Annotated in this window: 12 protein-coding genes; 2 read left to right on the forward strand and 10 right to left on the reverse strand. The window is 49.4% G+C overall.

Features of this window, described 5'->3' with window-relative positions:
* The first annotated feature begins 34 nt into the window (after positions 1 to 34).
* The gene (locus TH61_RS01170; RefSeq protein ID WP_066504794.1) at positions 35 to 820 is read left to right on the forward strand and encodes a sulfite exporter TauE/SafE family protein; all 786 of its coding nucleotides are present in this window, start codon (positions 35 to 37) and stop codon (positions 818 to 820) included.
* A 47-nt stretch (positions 821 to 867) separates the two neighbouring features.
* Positions 868 to 1,692 (forward strand): FRG domain-containing protein, encoded by an 825-nt coding sequence (locus TH61_RS01175; RefSeq protein WP_231862275.1) that lies wholly within the window; start codon positions 868 to 870, stop codon positions 1,690 to 1,692.
* A gap of 197 nt (positions 1,693 to 1,889) precedes the next feature.
* Here the strand turns inward: TH61_RS01175 and TH61_RS01180 are convergent, their stop codons facing one another.
* From TH61_RS01180 to cyoE, 10 genes are all read right to left on the reverse strand, one after another.
* Positions 1,890 to 5,435 (reverse strand): hypothetical protein, encoded by a 3,546-nt coding sequence (locus TH61_RS01180; RefSeq protein WP_066504796.1) that lies wholly within the window; start codon positions 5,433 to 5,435, stop codon positions 1,890 to 1,892.
* Positions 5,432 to 9,130, reverse strand: coding sequence for a HAMP domain-containing sensor histidine kinase (locus TH61_RS01185; RefSeq protein ID WP_066504799.1), 3,699 nt, complete (start codon positions 9,128 to 9,130; stop codon positions 5,432 to 5,434). The genes TH61_RS01180 and TH61_RS01185 overlap by 4 nt, the downstream gene beginning before the upstream one ends.
* 62 nt (positions 9,131 to 9,192) lie before the next feature.
* Complete coding sequence (locus TH61_RS01190; RefSeq protein WP_231862276.1) at positions 9,193 to 9,567, reverse strand: DUF983 domain-containing protein; 375 nt, start codon at positions 9,565 to 9,567, stop codon at positions 9,193 to 9,195.
* Between the two features lie 5 nt (positions 9,568 to 9,572).
* The gene (locus TH61_RS17745) at positions 9,573 to 9,815 is read right to left on the reverse strand and encodes a hypothetical protein (protein WP_071887750.1); all 243 of its coding nucleotides are present in this window, start codon (positions 9,813 to 9,815) and stop codon (positions 9,573 to 9,575) included.
* A gap of 13 nt (positions 9,816 to 9,828) precedes the next feature.
* Positions 9,829 to 10,377, reverse strand: a complete 549-nt coding sequence (locus tag TH61_RS01195; protein ID WP_066504801.1) for a DUF420 domain-containing protein — start codon at positions 10,375 to 10,377, stop codon at positions 9,829 to 9,831.
* Positions 10,378 to 10,379: 2 nt separating this feature from the next.
* A complete protein-coding gene (locus tag TH61_RS01200) occupies positions 10,380 to 10,949 on the reverse strand; it encodes an SCO family protein (protein WP_197464076.1) in 570 nt (189 codons plus the stop codon).
* Positions 10,950 to 11,030: 81 nt separating this feature from the next.
* The gene (locus tag TH61_RS01205) at positions 11,031 to 11,375 is read right to left on the reverse strand and encodes a cytochrome C oxidase subunit IV family protein (protein ID WP_066504812.1); all 345 of its coding nucleotides are present in this window, start codon (positions 11,373 to 11,375) and stop codon (positions 11,031 to 11,033) included.
* 26 nt (positions 11,376 to 11,401) lie between these two features.
* Positions 11,402 to 12,148 (reverse strand): cytochrome c oxidase subunit 3, encoded by a 747-nt coding sequence (locus TH61_RS01210; RefSeq protein WP_066504814.1) that lies wholly within the window; start codon positions 12,146 to 12,148, stop codon positions 11,402 to 11,404.
* 16 nt (positions 12,149 to 12,164) lie between these two features.
* Positions 12,165 to 12,746: a cytochrome c oxidase subunit 3 gene (locus TH61_RS01215; RefSeq protein ID WP_066504817.1), complete on the reverse strand. Its 582-nt coding sequence runs from the start codon at positions 12,744 to 12,746 to the stop codon at positions 12,165 to 12,167.
* A gap of 11 nt (positions 12,747 to 12,757) precedes the next feature.
* Positions 12,758 to 13,654: a heme o synthase gene (cyoE, locus tag TH61_RS01220; protein WP_066504819.1), complete on the reverse strand. Its 897-nt coding sequence runs from the start codon at positions 13,652 to 13,654 to the stop codon at positions 12,758 to 12,760.
* Positions 13,655 to 13,659: the final 5 nt, after the last annotated feature.

The raw sequence follows: 13,659 nt of genomic DNA on the forward strand, positions 1-13,659 counted from the left end.
TTGGCTTATTTTCACCAAAACAAGCCAAAAACGAATGCCCGCCTACGCTGACTATTTCTTCATTTGCCTGACCGCCTTTCTAGCCTCGGGGCTTACCTTCTTTTCTGGGTTTGGCTTAGGAACGTTGCTGGTGCCGGTGTTTGCCTTGTTCTTCCCCATTGAGATAGCCATTGCGCTCACCGCCATCGTCCATTTTTTGAACAACCTCTTCAAGCTGGTCTTGATTGGCCGGCACGCCGATAAAAGCATTATTCTCCGGTTTGGAATTCCATCCATGCTGGCAGCGGTGCTCGGCGCCTGGCTGTTAAGTTCTTTGGCCAATCAGCCTGCTTGGGGACAGTATTCCTTGAAAGGGCACGTGTTTTTCCTGACGCCCGTCAAATCCATCATTGCCGTCTTGATGGTGATTTTCGCGTTGTTTGACCTGTTGCCCGCGCTCAGAAAGCTTTCCTTTCCGCCTAAATTCTTGCCGTTGGGCGGGGCTTTGAGCGGATTCTTCGGGGGCTTGTCGGGTAACCAAGGCGCCCTAAGAAGTGCCTTTCTGGTGAAGACCGGCATTCCCAAGGAAGCCTTTATTGCCACCGGCGTGGTCATTGCCTGTTTGATTGACGTGAGCAGACTCACCGTCTACAGCAAAAATATTCTGGCGGTGCAGGAGCAGTTGGACGTTTGGTTGTTGGTGGCCGCCACGCTCTCGGCGTTTCTGGGGGCTTTTCTGGGGAGTAGACTCTTACAGAAAGTAACCATCCATTTTTTGCAGACCCTTGTCGGGATTTTATTATTATTGGTAGCGCTTGGCCTGGGATTGGGCTGGCTATAAGAAAAAATCCGTAGAACTACCCTCTCCTCTTTTCACGTAAAATGCCCATGAACGATTTGCACTACGACGATACCCAGACCTTTGACATGGCCAATGATGTGGTGGTGGAGTCCTGGGAAGAACTGCAACGCGAGCTGTTCCGGGATTCTTGGGACGGCTCCATTAACCGGTACCGCTCCCCGTACGTCTACCGTGGCGCCTGGAACCGTCGCTACAACCTAAAAACTAGCCTCATGCGCCTGGGCGGCGACTACCCCAAACTGGAGCCCCACCTGCTGCGCAACTTCCGGAAGTACGCCAAGGCCAACACCTCCCCGGGCGATTCGCTCTGGAACTGGTTGGCCGTGGCCCAACACCATGGATTACCCACCCGAATGCTGGACTGGACGTACTCGCCGTACGTGGCGCTGCACTTTGCCACCTCCAACCTGCACACCTTCCATACAGACGGCGCCATCTGGTGCATGAACTACGTTAAGTCCACCGAGTATTTACCTGACAACCTGAGCGAAGCCATTAAAGGCGAAGGCTCCAACGTCTTCACGCCCGAAGTGCTGGAACCCGTTTGCCCTAGCTTAAGGAGCCTGCAGGAATTTCAGGAAGACCCCTTTGTGCTGTTTTTGGAGCCGCCTTCTCTGGATGAGCGCATTGTGCACCAGTACGCGCTGTTCTCCATGATGTCTACGCCCAACGGCATGCTCTGCGACTGGCTGGACCAGCATCCCGACCTATATTACCGCCTCATCATTCCGGCCAAGCTCAAATGGGAAATACGTGACAAACTAGACCAGGCCAACATCACCGAACGCGTGCTCTTCCCCGGCCTCACCGGCCTAAGCGCCTGGTTGACGAGGCATTATACCGCGACGTGATTTAATTAGAAATTCAAAATTAGAAATGGGGTAGCGTTTTTGGCTTGTTTTCTGGAAAACAGGTCAAAAACGAATGTAATGCCAGAAGCTAACGCCTGCTTAGTTTGCCCACAAGGTCCTTTCAGGATGACAAATTTGAATAAAAGCCCTGCTAAAGTAGAATCAACTTCTAACTTCTAATTTTGAATTTCTAATTGCTAGAATAGCACTGACACTTGCATGCGGCCGGTGTGGATGGAGCGGATGCCTTGGGGTTTTCGGCCGTCGTAGTCCAGGGTAATATTGAGGCCATTGCTGAGCCGCTGTTGAATGGCCAGGTTCCACGTGAGATTATTGCCGGGGCGCAGGCCGTTGAGCATTTCATAAGCCACCGGCGAAACGTCCAGCCCCGTGTATTCAATGTTGATGTATTTGAGGTTGGCGGTGGCGGTGCGCTTGTTCACCTGGCTTAAGCGTACCTCGCTGCCCAGTTCATGGAACTGCGCCTTCTCTCTTTCGCCTAACTCATTCTCCCGTTGCATCCAGTTATATGAACCGGTGTAGCGCAGCTTGGTGCCGGGCTGGTAGGACAGTTCTGGCGTAGCCTCCCAGCTCCTGATTAAAAAATTCTTGGTGGTGAGGTAATTGGACGAGCTTTCGCGCTTAGACCGGATGGCGTTCACGCGGCCCGACAAGACCTCGGTGAGGTTCATCCGAAACAAGACCTGCTGGCTGGTGTTATTGCGCACATCGGTTCCGTTGGTGAGCAGGGTCTTTTGCAAGCCTTGCTGAAACGTCCATTCCACGCCGTACTTGGGATGGCTTCGGTTAAAGTACAGCGTGTTCCTGTAAGACCGGCTCAAGGACAGCAAAGTAGAATCCTCAAAGTTCAGGCTGAAGGGGTTGAACCGGCTGCGCAGGTCATCATCGGTGGTGCGTTTGTCAATAGAAATGAAAGTCAGGGCAGAGAATTTGGCGGCGATGCGTTTCCAGCCGGAAGTTTCTTGCCATTCACGCGGCAAACTGCTGTTTAAGCGGTAGGTGAACTGGTTGGTGTAGGCAATGACGTACTCATCTGTTGGGATGAACAGTTTGATATAATTTCTCCGGTAGGGCGGGTCTGAGGGCTGTGACTCAAAGAACTCATTCAGGTCTTGTCGGCCGTCCCGATTTAAATCTTCAAAAAAGTGGGTGCCTTGCCCGGGCACAGTTTCCACAAATTGGTATTGGCGCTTGAGCTCTCGGCCGGTGCCAATCACGTAGCTTAGTTCTGAGCGCAAATGCTTTTTCAATAAGTCTCCGGTCCAGTCTACTTTGGAGAGCACGGTGGTTTCTGCCAAGCTGTCGCTGGCTTGTAAGCGGCGCAAGGTGAGCAAGGCGCTGATTTGATGGTTGTTGTTCAGGCTGGTAGTGGTACTGAAGTTGTAAGTGTTGGCTACCTGCTTATTACCTAATTCTCCGTTTTCTGGCCGCCAGTCTACCCGGCGGCTATATTCAGCGCGGTACTTAAAATTGGCGGTGTCTGCGCTCTGCACAAAGAACAGGTGGTCATCAAAGTAATTCGCTGAGGCCACCAACTGTTCAGTGACGGTAGAGGTGATTCTGTTTTTATCAAAGCGGTACACGTAACCCGGCGTGATGTACTTGGTGGGATACTGGGCGCCAATCTCGCCGCGCACCCATTCTGCGTCGGTCTCTACCTGCTGGTTGTTCATGAGAAACAAATTAGTTCTCAGTTCCAGCCCGGCCACTTTCTGCGCCAACTCTACCAAATGCTGGGTGCCGTCCACCTCTCCCGGCCGGTACCGGCGGCTCAGTCTATAGTTGGCGAAGTGCTGCGCGTCCTTCACCCCGCCCACCGCGAAGGTCAAGATATGGTCCTCTATTCTGGTCTGCTGGGCCAGGGTGGTGTTGGTGGGATTGTTCCAGTCGCGGTCAAACTCCACGTCGCGGTAGCGGTCAATGGGCACAAAGTTGGGGTCTGTGTACTCATAGGTTAGGCCGCTGTTCAGTTTGTAAGCCCCCAGAAACTTGAGAGACTTTTCATTTACCTGGTAACCTACCCGTACGCCTTTGCCCTGGTCGTCCTGAGAATCCAGGTTTGAGAATTTGTTGAGGTCGTTCTTTGAGCCGGCTACTTCTACAAAGACCTCTGACTGTTTGTCCAGGCTCCAACCGGCACCTAGCGTGACCATCTGCTTTTGCACGGGCGCGGGCAGAATGCGGATGGGCTCATACGTTCCCTGCGGCACGCCGCCCACCGGTTCTACCCAGCCGTATACCCGCCCGTTGACGGTGGTATTCAAAAGGTTGTAATTGCCACGACCGGGGCCTAGCTCCGTAAAACTGACGGCATAAAACGCCTGGGTGGAATCTGTGGAGTACTCAAAGATGGTATAGGTGCCGCTGCTGGCAAGGGTGTCTCTTTTAATATACAGCACCTGGTTCCGGTCAAAGCGCACCGAATCCGCGCCCGGGGCGAAGGCCAGGTCCAGGTTATCCCCTATCTGGGACAGCAGGCGCTTTTCCTCATTGTCCAGGTTAAGCGTCAGCGGGTTGTTCTGGTTGTCGGCCTCGTTGTAAAAGTTGCCGTAGACCTTGAGCTTGCCCAGGTTCTGGTAGTGGTTGGCGTGCAAGATGCTGCGGCTGTAGTTCTGGTCTGAATATTCAAAATCTACCCGTATGCGCGAGTTTCTGGTGATAATCCATTTAGGCGTGAACGTGATTTCGGCTTGGTTGTAGTCTATGGTGTAGTCGTAATCATAGCCACGCGCCAGCAAGCGCCCGTCCAGGTACACCCGCTCAGAGCCGGCCAGAATGATGATGAAGCGCTCGCCGTTGGGTCCGCGCAGGCGATAAGGCCCCTGCACACTTTCAATGGGCGTGATGTTCTCTGAGGCGAATTTCCCTTTGGCCACCGAGGCGGCCACCGTGGTAGAACTCTCCCAGCCGGGTTTTCCCCGGTTCACCTCCAACGCGCCGCCCTGCACGTTCTTGTAAAACCTGAGAAAATGCGAAGCCGGTTTGTTGCGCAACACCACATCGCCACCGGTCAAGGTCCACAGCCGGTGCTGCAGCGTGATGAACACGCGGTCAAACTCCTGCAATTGTTGGGTGTTGCCTTCGGGCTGAAAAGGAATGTTCTGGTCCGTGATGGAGCCGGTGATGCTGATGTCCTCGGTGAGCTTTCCTTCTAGTTGCAGGTTGAGCGCCGAGTTCACGAACACGTTCTGCGTATTCCCGAAGGAGACGCCTCTGGAGATACTACCCGTTTTGTTGAGGCCGGGCGTTTTGAAGAGCTCCTCACGCGGCTGGGTGGGTTCAAACACCTGGCGCTGCGCAAAGGACAGCGAGTCCCAGTTGGCAATGTCGCGCTTGAAGGCCGGCTTGGCCAAGTTGATGGGCAGCACCCGGTAGCACACTAAGACAGAATCCGTTTTTGGCTTGTTTTGTGGAAAAGAGACCAAAAACGGTTCGGTGCCGTCAATAGTTGGAAATGTGTCACTGGGAACGGCGGTCTGTAGTAGGTTGGTGAACTGGAACCGATTGGTGGCTGGGTCATACAGAAACAGCCGATGCAGCCGCACCTGCCGGGAGTCATAAACTTCAATGGAATTCTCGGCAATGGTCAAGGTGTCCAACTGGACGGGCGCGGCGTTGATGGTCACCCACTTGCAGCGCTTACTGGACAAGGTCTGCCCCACTGCTTCTCCCGCTAATAGCCAACAAAGGAGCCAAATGCCTATGACCCAGGCCTGCTTCATGCTGGCACCACCGGCAATTTAAGGAAGAAGGTAGTGCCCACGTTTTCTTTGGTCTCAAACCAGATGGAACCACCCATGGCCTCTACCCCTTTCTTCACTACGGCCAAGCCAATGCCTGAGCCTGAGTATTTGGTACTGAAGTTGGGCACGAAGATTTTGGACTGCACTTCTTCTGGAATCCCCGAGCCATTGTCCTGGATGCTTACCAACACGAAGCCCTCCTTATCTGGCTGAACTGTGACGTTAATGGCTGGGGTTTTGCCAGAAGGCACCGCTTGCAGGGCATTCAGCAACAAGTTGTTGAAGATTCTGATTAATTGGCTTTCATCGGCGCGCACATAAATGAGTTCCTGCGGTAGTTGCAGGTTCATCTGGTGCTGCTGGGGGCTCAAATGCAAATCCACTGACCGGCGAACCAATTCATTCAACTCCAACACTTCCATTTTCAAGTCGGGCATGGATGTAAAATTGGAGAACGAGGTGGCAATGTCGCTTAGTACGTCAATCTGGGTAATCATAGTGTTGGAGATTTTGCCCACCAACTCGTCAATGTTGCTCCTTCCTTCGGCCATGGCCTTGCGTAGATATTGCAAGGACAGTTTCATGGGCGTCAAAGGATTCTTGATTTCATGGGCTACCTGGCGGGCCATTTCCTTCCAGGCGGCTTCCTTCTCGCGCAGGGCCAGTTCTTGTTTACTTTCCTCCAGCTTTTGAAGCATGTGGTTGTACTCGCGCACGAGCAAACCTATCTCATCATTGGACTCATAGACCAGTTTCTCGTTGCTCTCTGTGAGGGTAGTACGTTTCAGGCGCTCAGTTAGTAACTGCAATGGAACTGTCAGGGCCCTGGTGGCGGCATAACTCAACGTCACAAACACCAAGAACAGCAACGTAAAGATGTTGAGGATGGTGGTGATCAATTGGATGAGCTTAGAGTTCAACTCCTTCTCTGAGTCAAAGAACGGAATCCCGAGGTAGCCCTTCGGAGCCTCGGTGGGCTTATCCCGTAGGGGCACATAAATAGTTCTATACGGCAGCGTGCCCGCTTTTTCATCTAGAAGGATTCTGTTAAGCCCCTGTTGCCGCAAGACGCCAAAGGCCTGTGGGTTTAAGCGCGGGGAAAGCACGCCGGCTTCAAACAAGGCCGGTTGGCTGGAGATCCTCAGTTGTCCTTTGGCATCATAGATGTTCAACTCGGCTTGGGAGATGGCAGCCAATCTATTGACCCGGCGCGACAAAGAGTCTGCTCTTCCTTTGAACAGGACCGCTCCCCAATTACTGGTCAATATATTCTGTCGCACAAAATCGCCTTGCTCAATGTAGGTTCTTACTAAATCCTGCCGGTAAGAATCCGTGACCAGGCTACCAATGGTCAAACTCACCAAAACCAGCGGCACCAACACGCCCATGTTCAGGAAGAGTTGAATCTTGGTACTGAAGGTGGAGGTGATGGTCTGCACCAGCTTGCCTTTGTATAAAATGAGACTCCCCAGAATGGTAAACAGCGCCAGTGTATGCACCAAGAACAGCAAGGAAAAATTAGACAGCCAAGACCGAAGTCCATAGGCCATGGTGCTCACCACAGCCACGGTGCCATTAGGCGACTGGGCAGCCAGGTGATGGTAGTCTGCCGCAGCAATCCCTTGGGAGTACAGCATGGGCAACTCAAACAAAGTCGCCGGAAAATCTTGCCCGTACTCAAAAAAACCCGAGGTCTTGAGCCAGCGGCCGTCCCGGTAAATAGCATAACTCCCTGAGGGCAAAGCCTCTACCTGGGCGTTCTGTGAATTGATCAGCAATTCAGGCAACACACTATTAGGCGCCGCAATCTTAAGACTCAGTTCTAAAAGCACCGTCACCCATTGTGATGAATTCAGGGGCAATTTGATTTCCTGCAAATAGGTAAACTGCCCTGGCTCTTCTTCGGAGGGTTTAATGCTTTGTCCCTTCTGGGTGGTGGCTTTGGCCCTTGGCACCCACTCCGCCACGAAGTTTTCTAAGGTGAGCGAACTGTCTCTGGGGTGCAGCTGCAAACCATTGACGTCAAACAGCCGCACCTGTACAGTATATTTGTCTACTACGCTTTGCAGGTGCTGCCTTCTTATCTTCCTTTCTAGAAAACTGCCGTTTACCCACGGAGCCCGTAAGGCATGCAACAGAATAGCGTCCTGTTGGATGGATTCGGCGGCTTGGGCCAGCAGGTATTCAGAAATTTCGTCGCGGTCCCTAAGCAGTAGGGTGGCCAGTTGCTGTTTGTCCTGCCGCAACTGAACGGTATAGACATCATACAGCGCCGAGGCACCAATCCCCGCGCTCAGAATATTCAACAGGAAAATGCTGGAATAGGCACCCGCAATTTTAGTAAACCGCCGGTGCAGTTGCTCCCAGGTCAACAGAATGGCGGCCGCGAACAAAATAATCCAGTTCCCGCTGGGGGCGTCTCTGTTAAACGCCCATACCAAGGCAAACACCAATACGGTCATCCATGCCAGCGCAAAAGGGGCTTTCCTTTCCTTGGTGAGCGGCAGCCAGTTAAGGAGCAGACGCAATACCCAGCCCAGCAACAACGTGTGAATGATGATGGCCACAAAGATGAGCAGTTTTTCAAAGTCCACCTGCACGTTCTGTGTAATGTCTAAAGACACCTGGGTGTTCACCAATAGGCTTCGGTAGAACTCATACCAGCTAATGATGATTAACAAGATTGTGATGGCCAAAAGCATGCACACCAGCCAATGTTGTTTTTGGCCTATTTTCTGGGAAACAGCCGAAAAACGGATAGTAGTGCCTAATCGGTATACCACCATGGAGATGACCAGCAGGCATAGTTCATTTAACAGCAAGTCGCCCAAGGAAGGTGACCACCAACCCGCCGCGTACACCCGGGGGCTGAAAAGTTTAATTTCCTGCACATTGTTTGGGAAACCGTTCAAGAGCATGAGGATCCTAGGAATAATCAATCCTGAGATGACAATCCAGAGCGCCGCTGTTTTGTGCTCAGCCGTAGTACAACGCACCCACATGCTGCGCAGAAACAACAACCAAAATAGCACCGCTAAGGAGTACAGGATAAGGGTCACAGGCCCAGCGTGCAACCATTCGGCCTTGTCTATGACCCGCAAAGAGAAAAGGTACCGGCCTTGGTCGTCTACAATAGGAACCGTGTTTTTACTTTTCTCTGCCTGTAGGCTGGCCGCATGCTCCTCAAAAAACTGGGGATTGAGCCTATTTTTAAGGTACGTGTTATTAATGCCGTACCTGGTTTCTAAGGGGATAACCGCTAGCAGCGTATAGAGAGAACCAGGCTGCTTGCGCAGGACCAAATATTTACCAAACCTGTTCTCCGCCATTTGGACGTCCTGCCTGATGTTCTTGGGACTAATTTCTGGCTGCAAGATGTGTTCAGACCAAAACACTAAGTCATTCTGGCGGTAGACAAAAATAGGAATGCTGGTTTTGGGTAGATTCCTAGAAAAGAGGCTAGAATCCAGTGGTAAGGCAGAGGCAACAGAGTTGAGTTCTTCCTGGGCTTGCGTAATGACGGTTTGCAGCTTGCCAGAGACTTCCTGGGCCATTTGCTTTTCTGGAGTCTCTACCAACTGGCGCTCTACGCTAATTTGTAGGAAGGCACCTGCGCCGGCAAAGAGCAGCGATATAAAAAAGAACAGGAAAGGACTATTGCGGAGGAATTTCAAAGTTGCCAGTTTTTCCGAATTTAGGAATAATACGGGCAAAACGCACAGAAATATACGTTGCCTTAGGTTCTATACTTGGGATCAAAAGAGACACTCCCAAACCAATAAAGCATCATCACTCTACCGTACCGGAAAAGAACCGGCGTCAAAACTGTGATGGTAGAAGCCACCGCTGTGAGGTATACCCAAGTTGGGGGATCATTGAAAAGGTTGTAGAGAACCAAACCTAACGTCACTACAATTCCCACAGACAAACCATAGCTCATGTACATGGCACCCCAGTAAAACCCAAGCTCCCGCTCAAAGCGCAGTCCACAAACGGGGCAATGCTCAGGCATTTGGTCAAACTTATGTAAGTTGGCGGCCGAGTGGGTAAAGAGTAGTCCTTGATGACACTGCGGGCACTTTAGAGCAAGGGCGGCTTGTAAGTGCGCCAAGCCCATTATTTTCTTTTGCTGTATTTGTACCAGAACAAACCAATTCCGCCCGCCAGAATGTAAGGCACCGCCATTAAATAGAGGATTCCTTTATTCAAGCCATTGGCAATGGTATCCTGGTCCTCACCATTGGAGGATTCCACAGAAGCCCGGCACATGGCACACTGTGCTTGAGAAGGCGTTCCCGTGAACAACAACAAAATAGCCAGCCCCACTCCTATACTCCAAATCAATAATCTTCTGTTCATGGCAATGAATTATCTATTGTGGGTAATACGGCGCAATCAGGATGTACACCAGCACGCCTGTAATAGAGACATATAACCACAGCGGAAAGGTCCATCTAGATACCTTCTTGTGCTTTTGATATTGCTTAGAAATAGCAAAGTAAACAGACAATAACACCAAAGGCACAATAACGGCGGCTAACACAATATGCGTTAGCAAAATGAAGTAGTAGATAGATTTGGCAGTGCCTTCACCTCCAAAAGAAGTAGGTGCCACTTGGTAATGGTACAGCACATAGGATACCAAGAACAGAATGGACAACACAAAAGCCGTAGTCATGGCAAAGCGGTGGTAGCGTCTGTTCCCGTTTTTGATAAAGTAGTACCCAACCAGCAAGGCGATGGCCGTTAGTGAATTGATGACAGCGTGCAGCTTAGGGAGGAAGTACAGATCAATGTCGCCCAATTTTCCTGTCTGCGGCACAAACAGCAGCACTGACACCAATACTGGAACCACTATAGAAAGAATGGCTATTAGGATGAGGTACTTGGTATCGTTCTTAGCTAATGAGTTGTTGTCCATTTCTATTTCTTATACTCGCTTATAAGCACGTTGATCTCCGTGATTAATCTATCAATTTCATCGGCTTGGCTACCATTGTAAACGCCACGCACGTGTCTTTCCTTGTCCACTAGCCACAGTTCATCGTGATTAATTTCATGGCTATTTGCTACACTGGATGGTTTCCCTCTATAGGCAATGGAGTCTATCTGAGCTTGAGGCCCGGTTAAGAAAACCCAATGCACCGGATTAGCCCTGAAGCTTTTGGCATATTGTTCCAAAACGTTTACTTGGTCTTGCACCGGTTTAAGGGTAAAGGAGACTATCATGACTTCAGGGTAGGCATAAAATGCGTCATGCACCCTGGTCAACTGGGTGCTTACCTGCTTACAGCTCCCTTGGCACGAAGCATCAAAGAAGTGCGCCACATAGACTTTGCCCTGAAGGTTCTTATGAGAAAAAGTAGCCCCGGTCTGAGAGGTGAGTTGGAACTCCGGAACTTGGAAGAAGGTGGTATCTGATTGTACCACCCCATTTGCCGCGGTGGTGGTAACCTTGGCTGGAAAATAAGTTCGGAGTGAAAAAGTATTCACTCCGAACATTTTAAGAAACAAAAACACCAATACGGGTACTAACAATAAGGTACCCAATACCAGGGTCTTTTTTGGACTCATCTATTTAAAGTAATTGAAGACAGACTCTCCGTAGAAAGTGCCTTCTACCAATAGGGCAATTAATAACCAAACCAATAACACAGTAGGTACCAAAACGGCCCAAATAAGGCCTTTGGTCTCATGTTTTAAGTGCATGAATTCACCTACAATGTAAAAGGCCTTGAAGATGGTAAGTACCACGAAAATGTAGTTACGCGTGGTACTTGGGTCCATCATGAACGCAAACGCGAATTCTACTGCGGTGATAGCGCATAGGATGAAGAAGGTTTTCCAGATAACTGCGGTTTGGGCCTTAGGGATTTCACTGGTATGCTCAAACTCGTTGTGGTGTGGATGCGATGCCATATCTGTTTATAATTTCAAGTAAACAATTATACCAGGTAGAAGAAGGTAAACACGAATACCCACACTAAGTCTACAAAGTGCCAGTAAAGACCTACTTTTTCCACCATTTCATAGTGTCCTCTTCTTTGATACACACCATTTACGGTGTTGATGAAAATCATGATCAACAAGATAACGCCACTGAAAACGTGACCACCGTGAAAACCAGTGATGAAGAAGAACAAGTCAGCAAACAAGGGAGGACCATATTGATTCACAATGAGGTTTGCCCCATGAATCACAGATCCATCTGCCACTTTCATGCCTTCATCCGTACCGGCTATAAAGTGAGACCACTCCCATGCCTGACAACCCAAGAACATAGAACCAAACAGAATGGTCCACATTAGCCACTTCTGTACATCATTCTTGTCCATTCTATGACCTGCCTCTACGGCCAATACCATGGTCACGGAGCTCAAGATCAAAATCATGGTCATTAATGCCACAAACGCCAACGGCCAGTCAACTCCATGGAAGAAAGGAAATGCGTTGAAAACTTTATCTGGAATTGGCCACCACTGGGTAGAGAAGGTAAAGGCTTCAGAGGTTCCCTCATAGGCTTGGTGACGGTGACGGCTTAATCCATAGGTAGTCAAGAAAGCAGCAAAGGTAAAGGCATCTGACAACAGGAAAAACCACATCATCAGTTTGCCATAACTCGCCTTAAAGGGCTCGTTCCCTCCATCCCAAGTGCCGGTATTAGGCTGCTCAAATGTAGTAGTTTGCGACATATGTGTTAGAGAATAATTAATGGTTCAAGATTAAGAATACGTATAAGTAGATCCAAAGGGCGCCCAAAAAATGCCAGTAGATGGTACACAGCTCAATTCTTGTTAGATTCTTAGAGTGTACTTTATACTTAAGCGCCGAAATTACTACAATAATTAGAAAAACTAAGCCCGTAATTAAGTGAAATGCGTGAACTCCCGTCAAGACATATAAAAACGAACCCGATGGATTAGCTGTACTGCCCCCAAAGAAGACTTTGTCTTGCACCAGCTGTCCCCAGCCTTCCCATTGTCCTACCAAGAAAGCAGCTCCAGCCACAATGGTTAAGAGTAAGGCAATCTTCAAGTTTTTTAAATTGTCTCTCTTGGCAGACACGTACGCCCACTGCATAAAAATACTGCTCAAGACAATAACAATCGTATTTACCAACAGTACTGAAGGCAAATCAAACTCTAGCCAGTTCCCTTCTTCACGACGCACTATGTAGGCACTAGTGAAAGCGGCGAACATCATTATGATGCTTACCAACAACAAAGCCAGCATAAAAATCAACGGATTAATCCGTCGTTGCACTGGTTGTACTTCTGTATTTACTTCCATGTTCTTTAAAATCAAAGCCTGTCTACTACAAACGCTATCTGTACAATAGGTAAGTATAAGAAAGAACCAAACATAATGTTCATGGCTGCGCGCTTAGAACATGTATGCATTAAATAAAACGTCTGCATTAAAAACAACACCCCACATACCACCGCAATAAATGCAGAAGTCTTACCTGCCATGCCAAACTGTAATGGCAAAAGACTCAGAGGAATCAACAACAAGGTATAGGTCATGATATGGAAAGCAGTCTTCAGGTTCTTGCCTCCAGACATTGGAAGCATCTTGAAACCCGCCTTCTTGTAATCATCATCCAATACCCAGGCAATAGCCCAGAAATGCGGGAACTGCCATATAAACTGTATACCAAATAAAATCCAGGCCTCCACTCCTATATACCCCCTGGCCGCTACCCAACCAATCAAGGGAGGCAAAGCTCCCGGAAAAGCACCTACAAAAACAGAAATTGGAGAAATCTGCTTAAGGGGAGTATAAAAGAAACCGTATAGCAGCAATGATAGAAAAGAAAACGCCGCGGCTAACCAATTAAAGTAAAACCCTAGTAAACATGTGCCTGCAATGCATAGTAGAATACAATACACAATTGCTTCTTGTACCGTCAAAACCCCTGTTGGCAAAGGACGCTTGGCAGTACGCTTCATCAACTTATCCAAATCCTTTTCCAGAATCTGATTGATGATATTAGCTGCCCCAGTAACTAAGAGGCCACCTAACATGACAATAATAGAATCTGTCCAAGGAGCAGAAGGATTCCCTAGAATAAAACCAATAGCACTAGAAAAAGATACCGTAAAGGATAGCCTGAATTTAAGGAGCTGAAAATATGCGGTAGCTTTTGTCATAACTGATGAAGCCGGGGAACTGGAGGTTACGCTTTGTACGAACATAGTAG

The organism is Rufibacter sp. DG15C, assembly GCF_001577755.1.
Lineage (GTDB): Bacteria > Bacteroidota > Bacteroidia > Cytophagales > Hymenobacteraceae > Nibribacter.

Bases quoted from the DNA above. Each gene is read 5' to 3' on its own strand.
- TH61_RS01170 (WP_066504794.1), top strand. From the start codon at position 35: ATGCCCGCCTACGCTGACTATTTCTTCATTTGCCTGACCGCCTTTCTA.
- TH61_RS01175 (WP_231862275.1), top strand. From the start codon at position 868: ATGAACGATTTGCACTACGACGATACCCAGACCTTTGACATGGCCAAT.
- TH61_RS01180 (WP_066504796.1), bottom strand. From the start codon at position 5,435: ATGAAGCAGGCCTGGGTCATAGGCATTTGGCTCCTTTGTTGGCTATTA.
- TH61_RS17745 (WP_071887750.1), bottom strand. From the start codon at position 9,815: ATGAACAGAAGATTATTGATTTGGAGTATAGGAGTGGGGCTGGCTATT.
- TH61_RS01195 (WP_066504801.1), bottom strand. From the start codon at position 10,377: ATGGACAACAACTCATTAGCTAAGAACGATACCAAGTACCTCATCCTA.
- TH61_RS01205 (WP_066504812.1), bottom strand. From the start codon at position 11,375: ATGGCATCGCATCCACACCACAACGAGTTTGAGCATACCAGTGAAATC.
- TH61_RS01210 (WP_066504814.1), bottom strand. From the start codon at position 12,148: ATGTCGCAAACTACTACATTTGAGCAGCCTAATACCGGCACTTGGGAT.
- TH61_RS01215 (WP_066504817.1), bottom strand. From the start codon at position 12,746: ATGGAAGTAAATACAGAAGTACAACCAGTGCAACGACGGATTAATCCG.
- cyoE (WP_066504819.1), bottom strand. From the start codon at position 13,654: ATGTTCGTACAAAGCGTAACCTCCAGTTCCCCGGCTTCATCAGTTATG.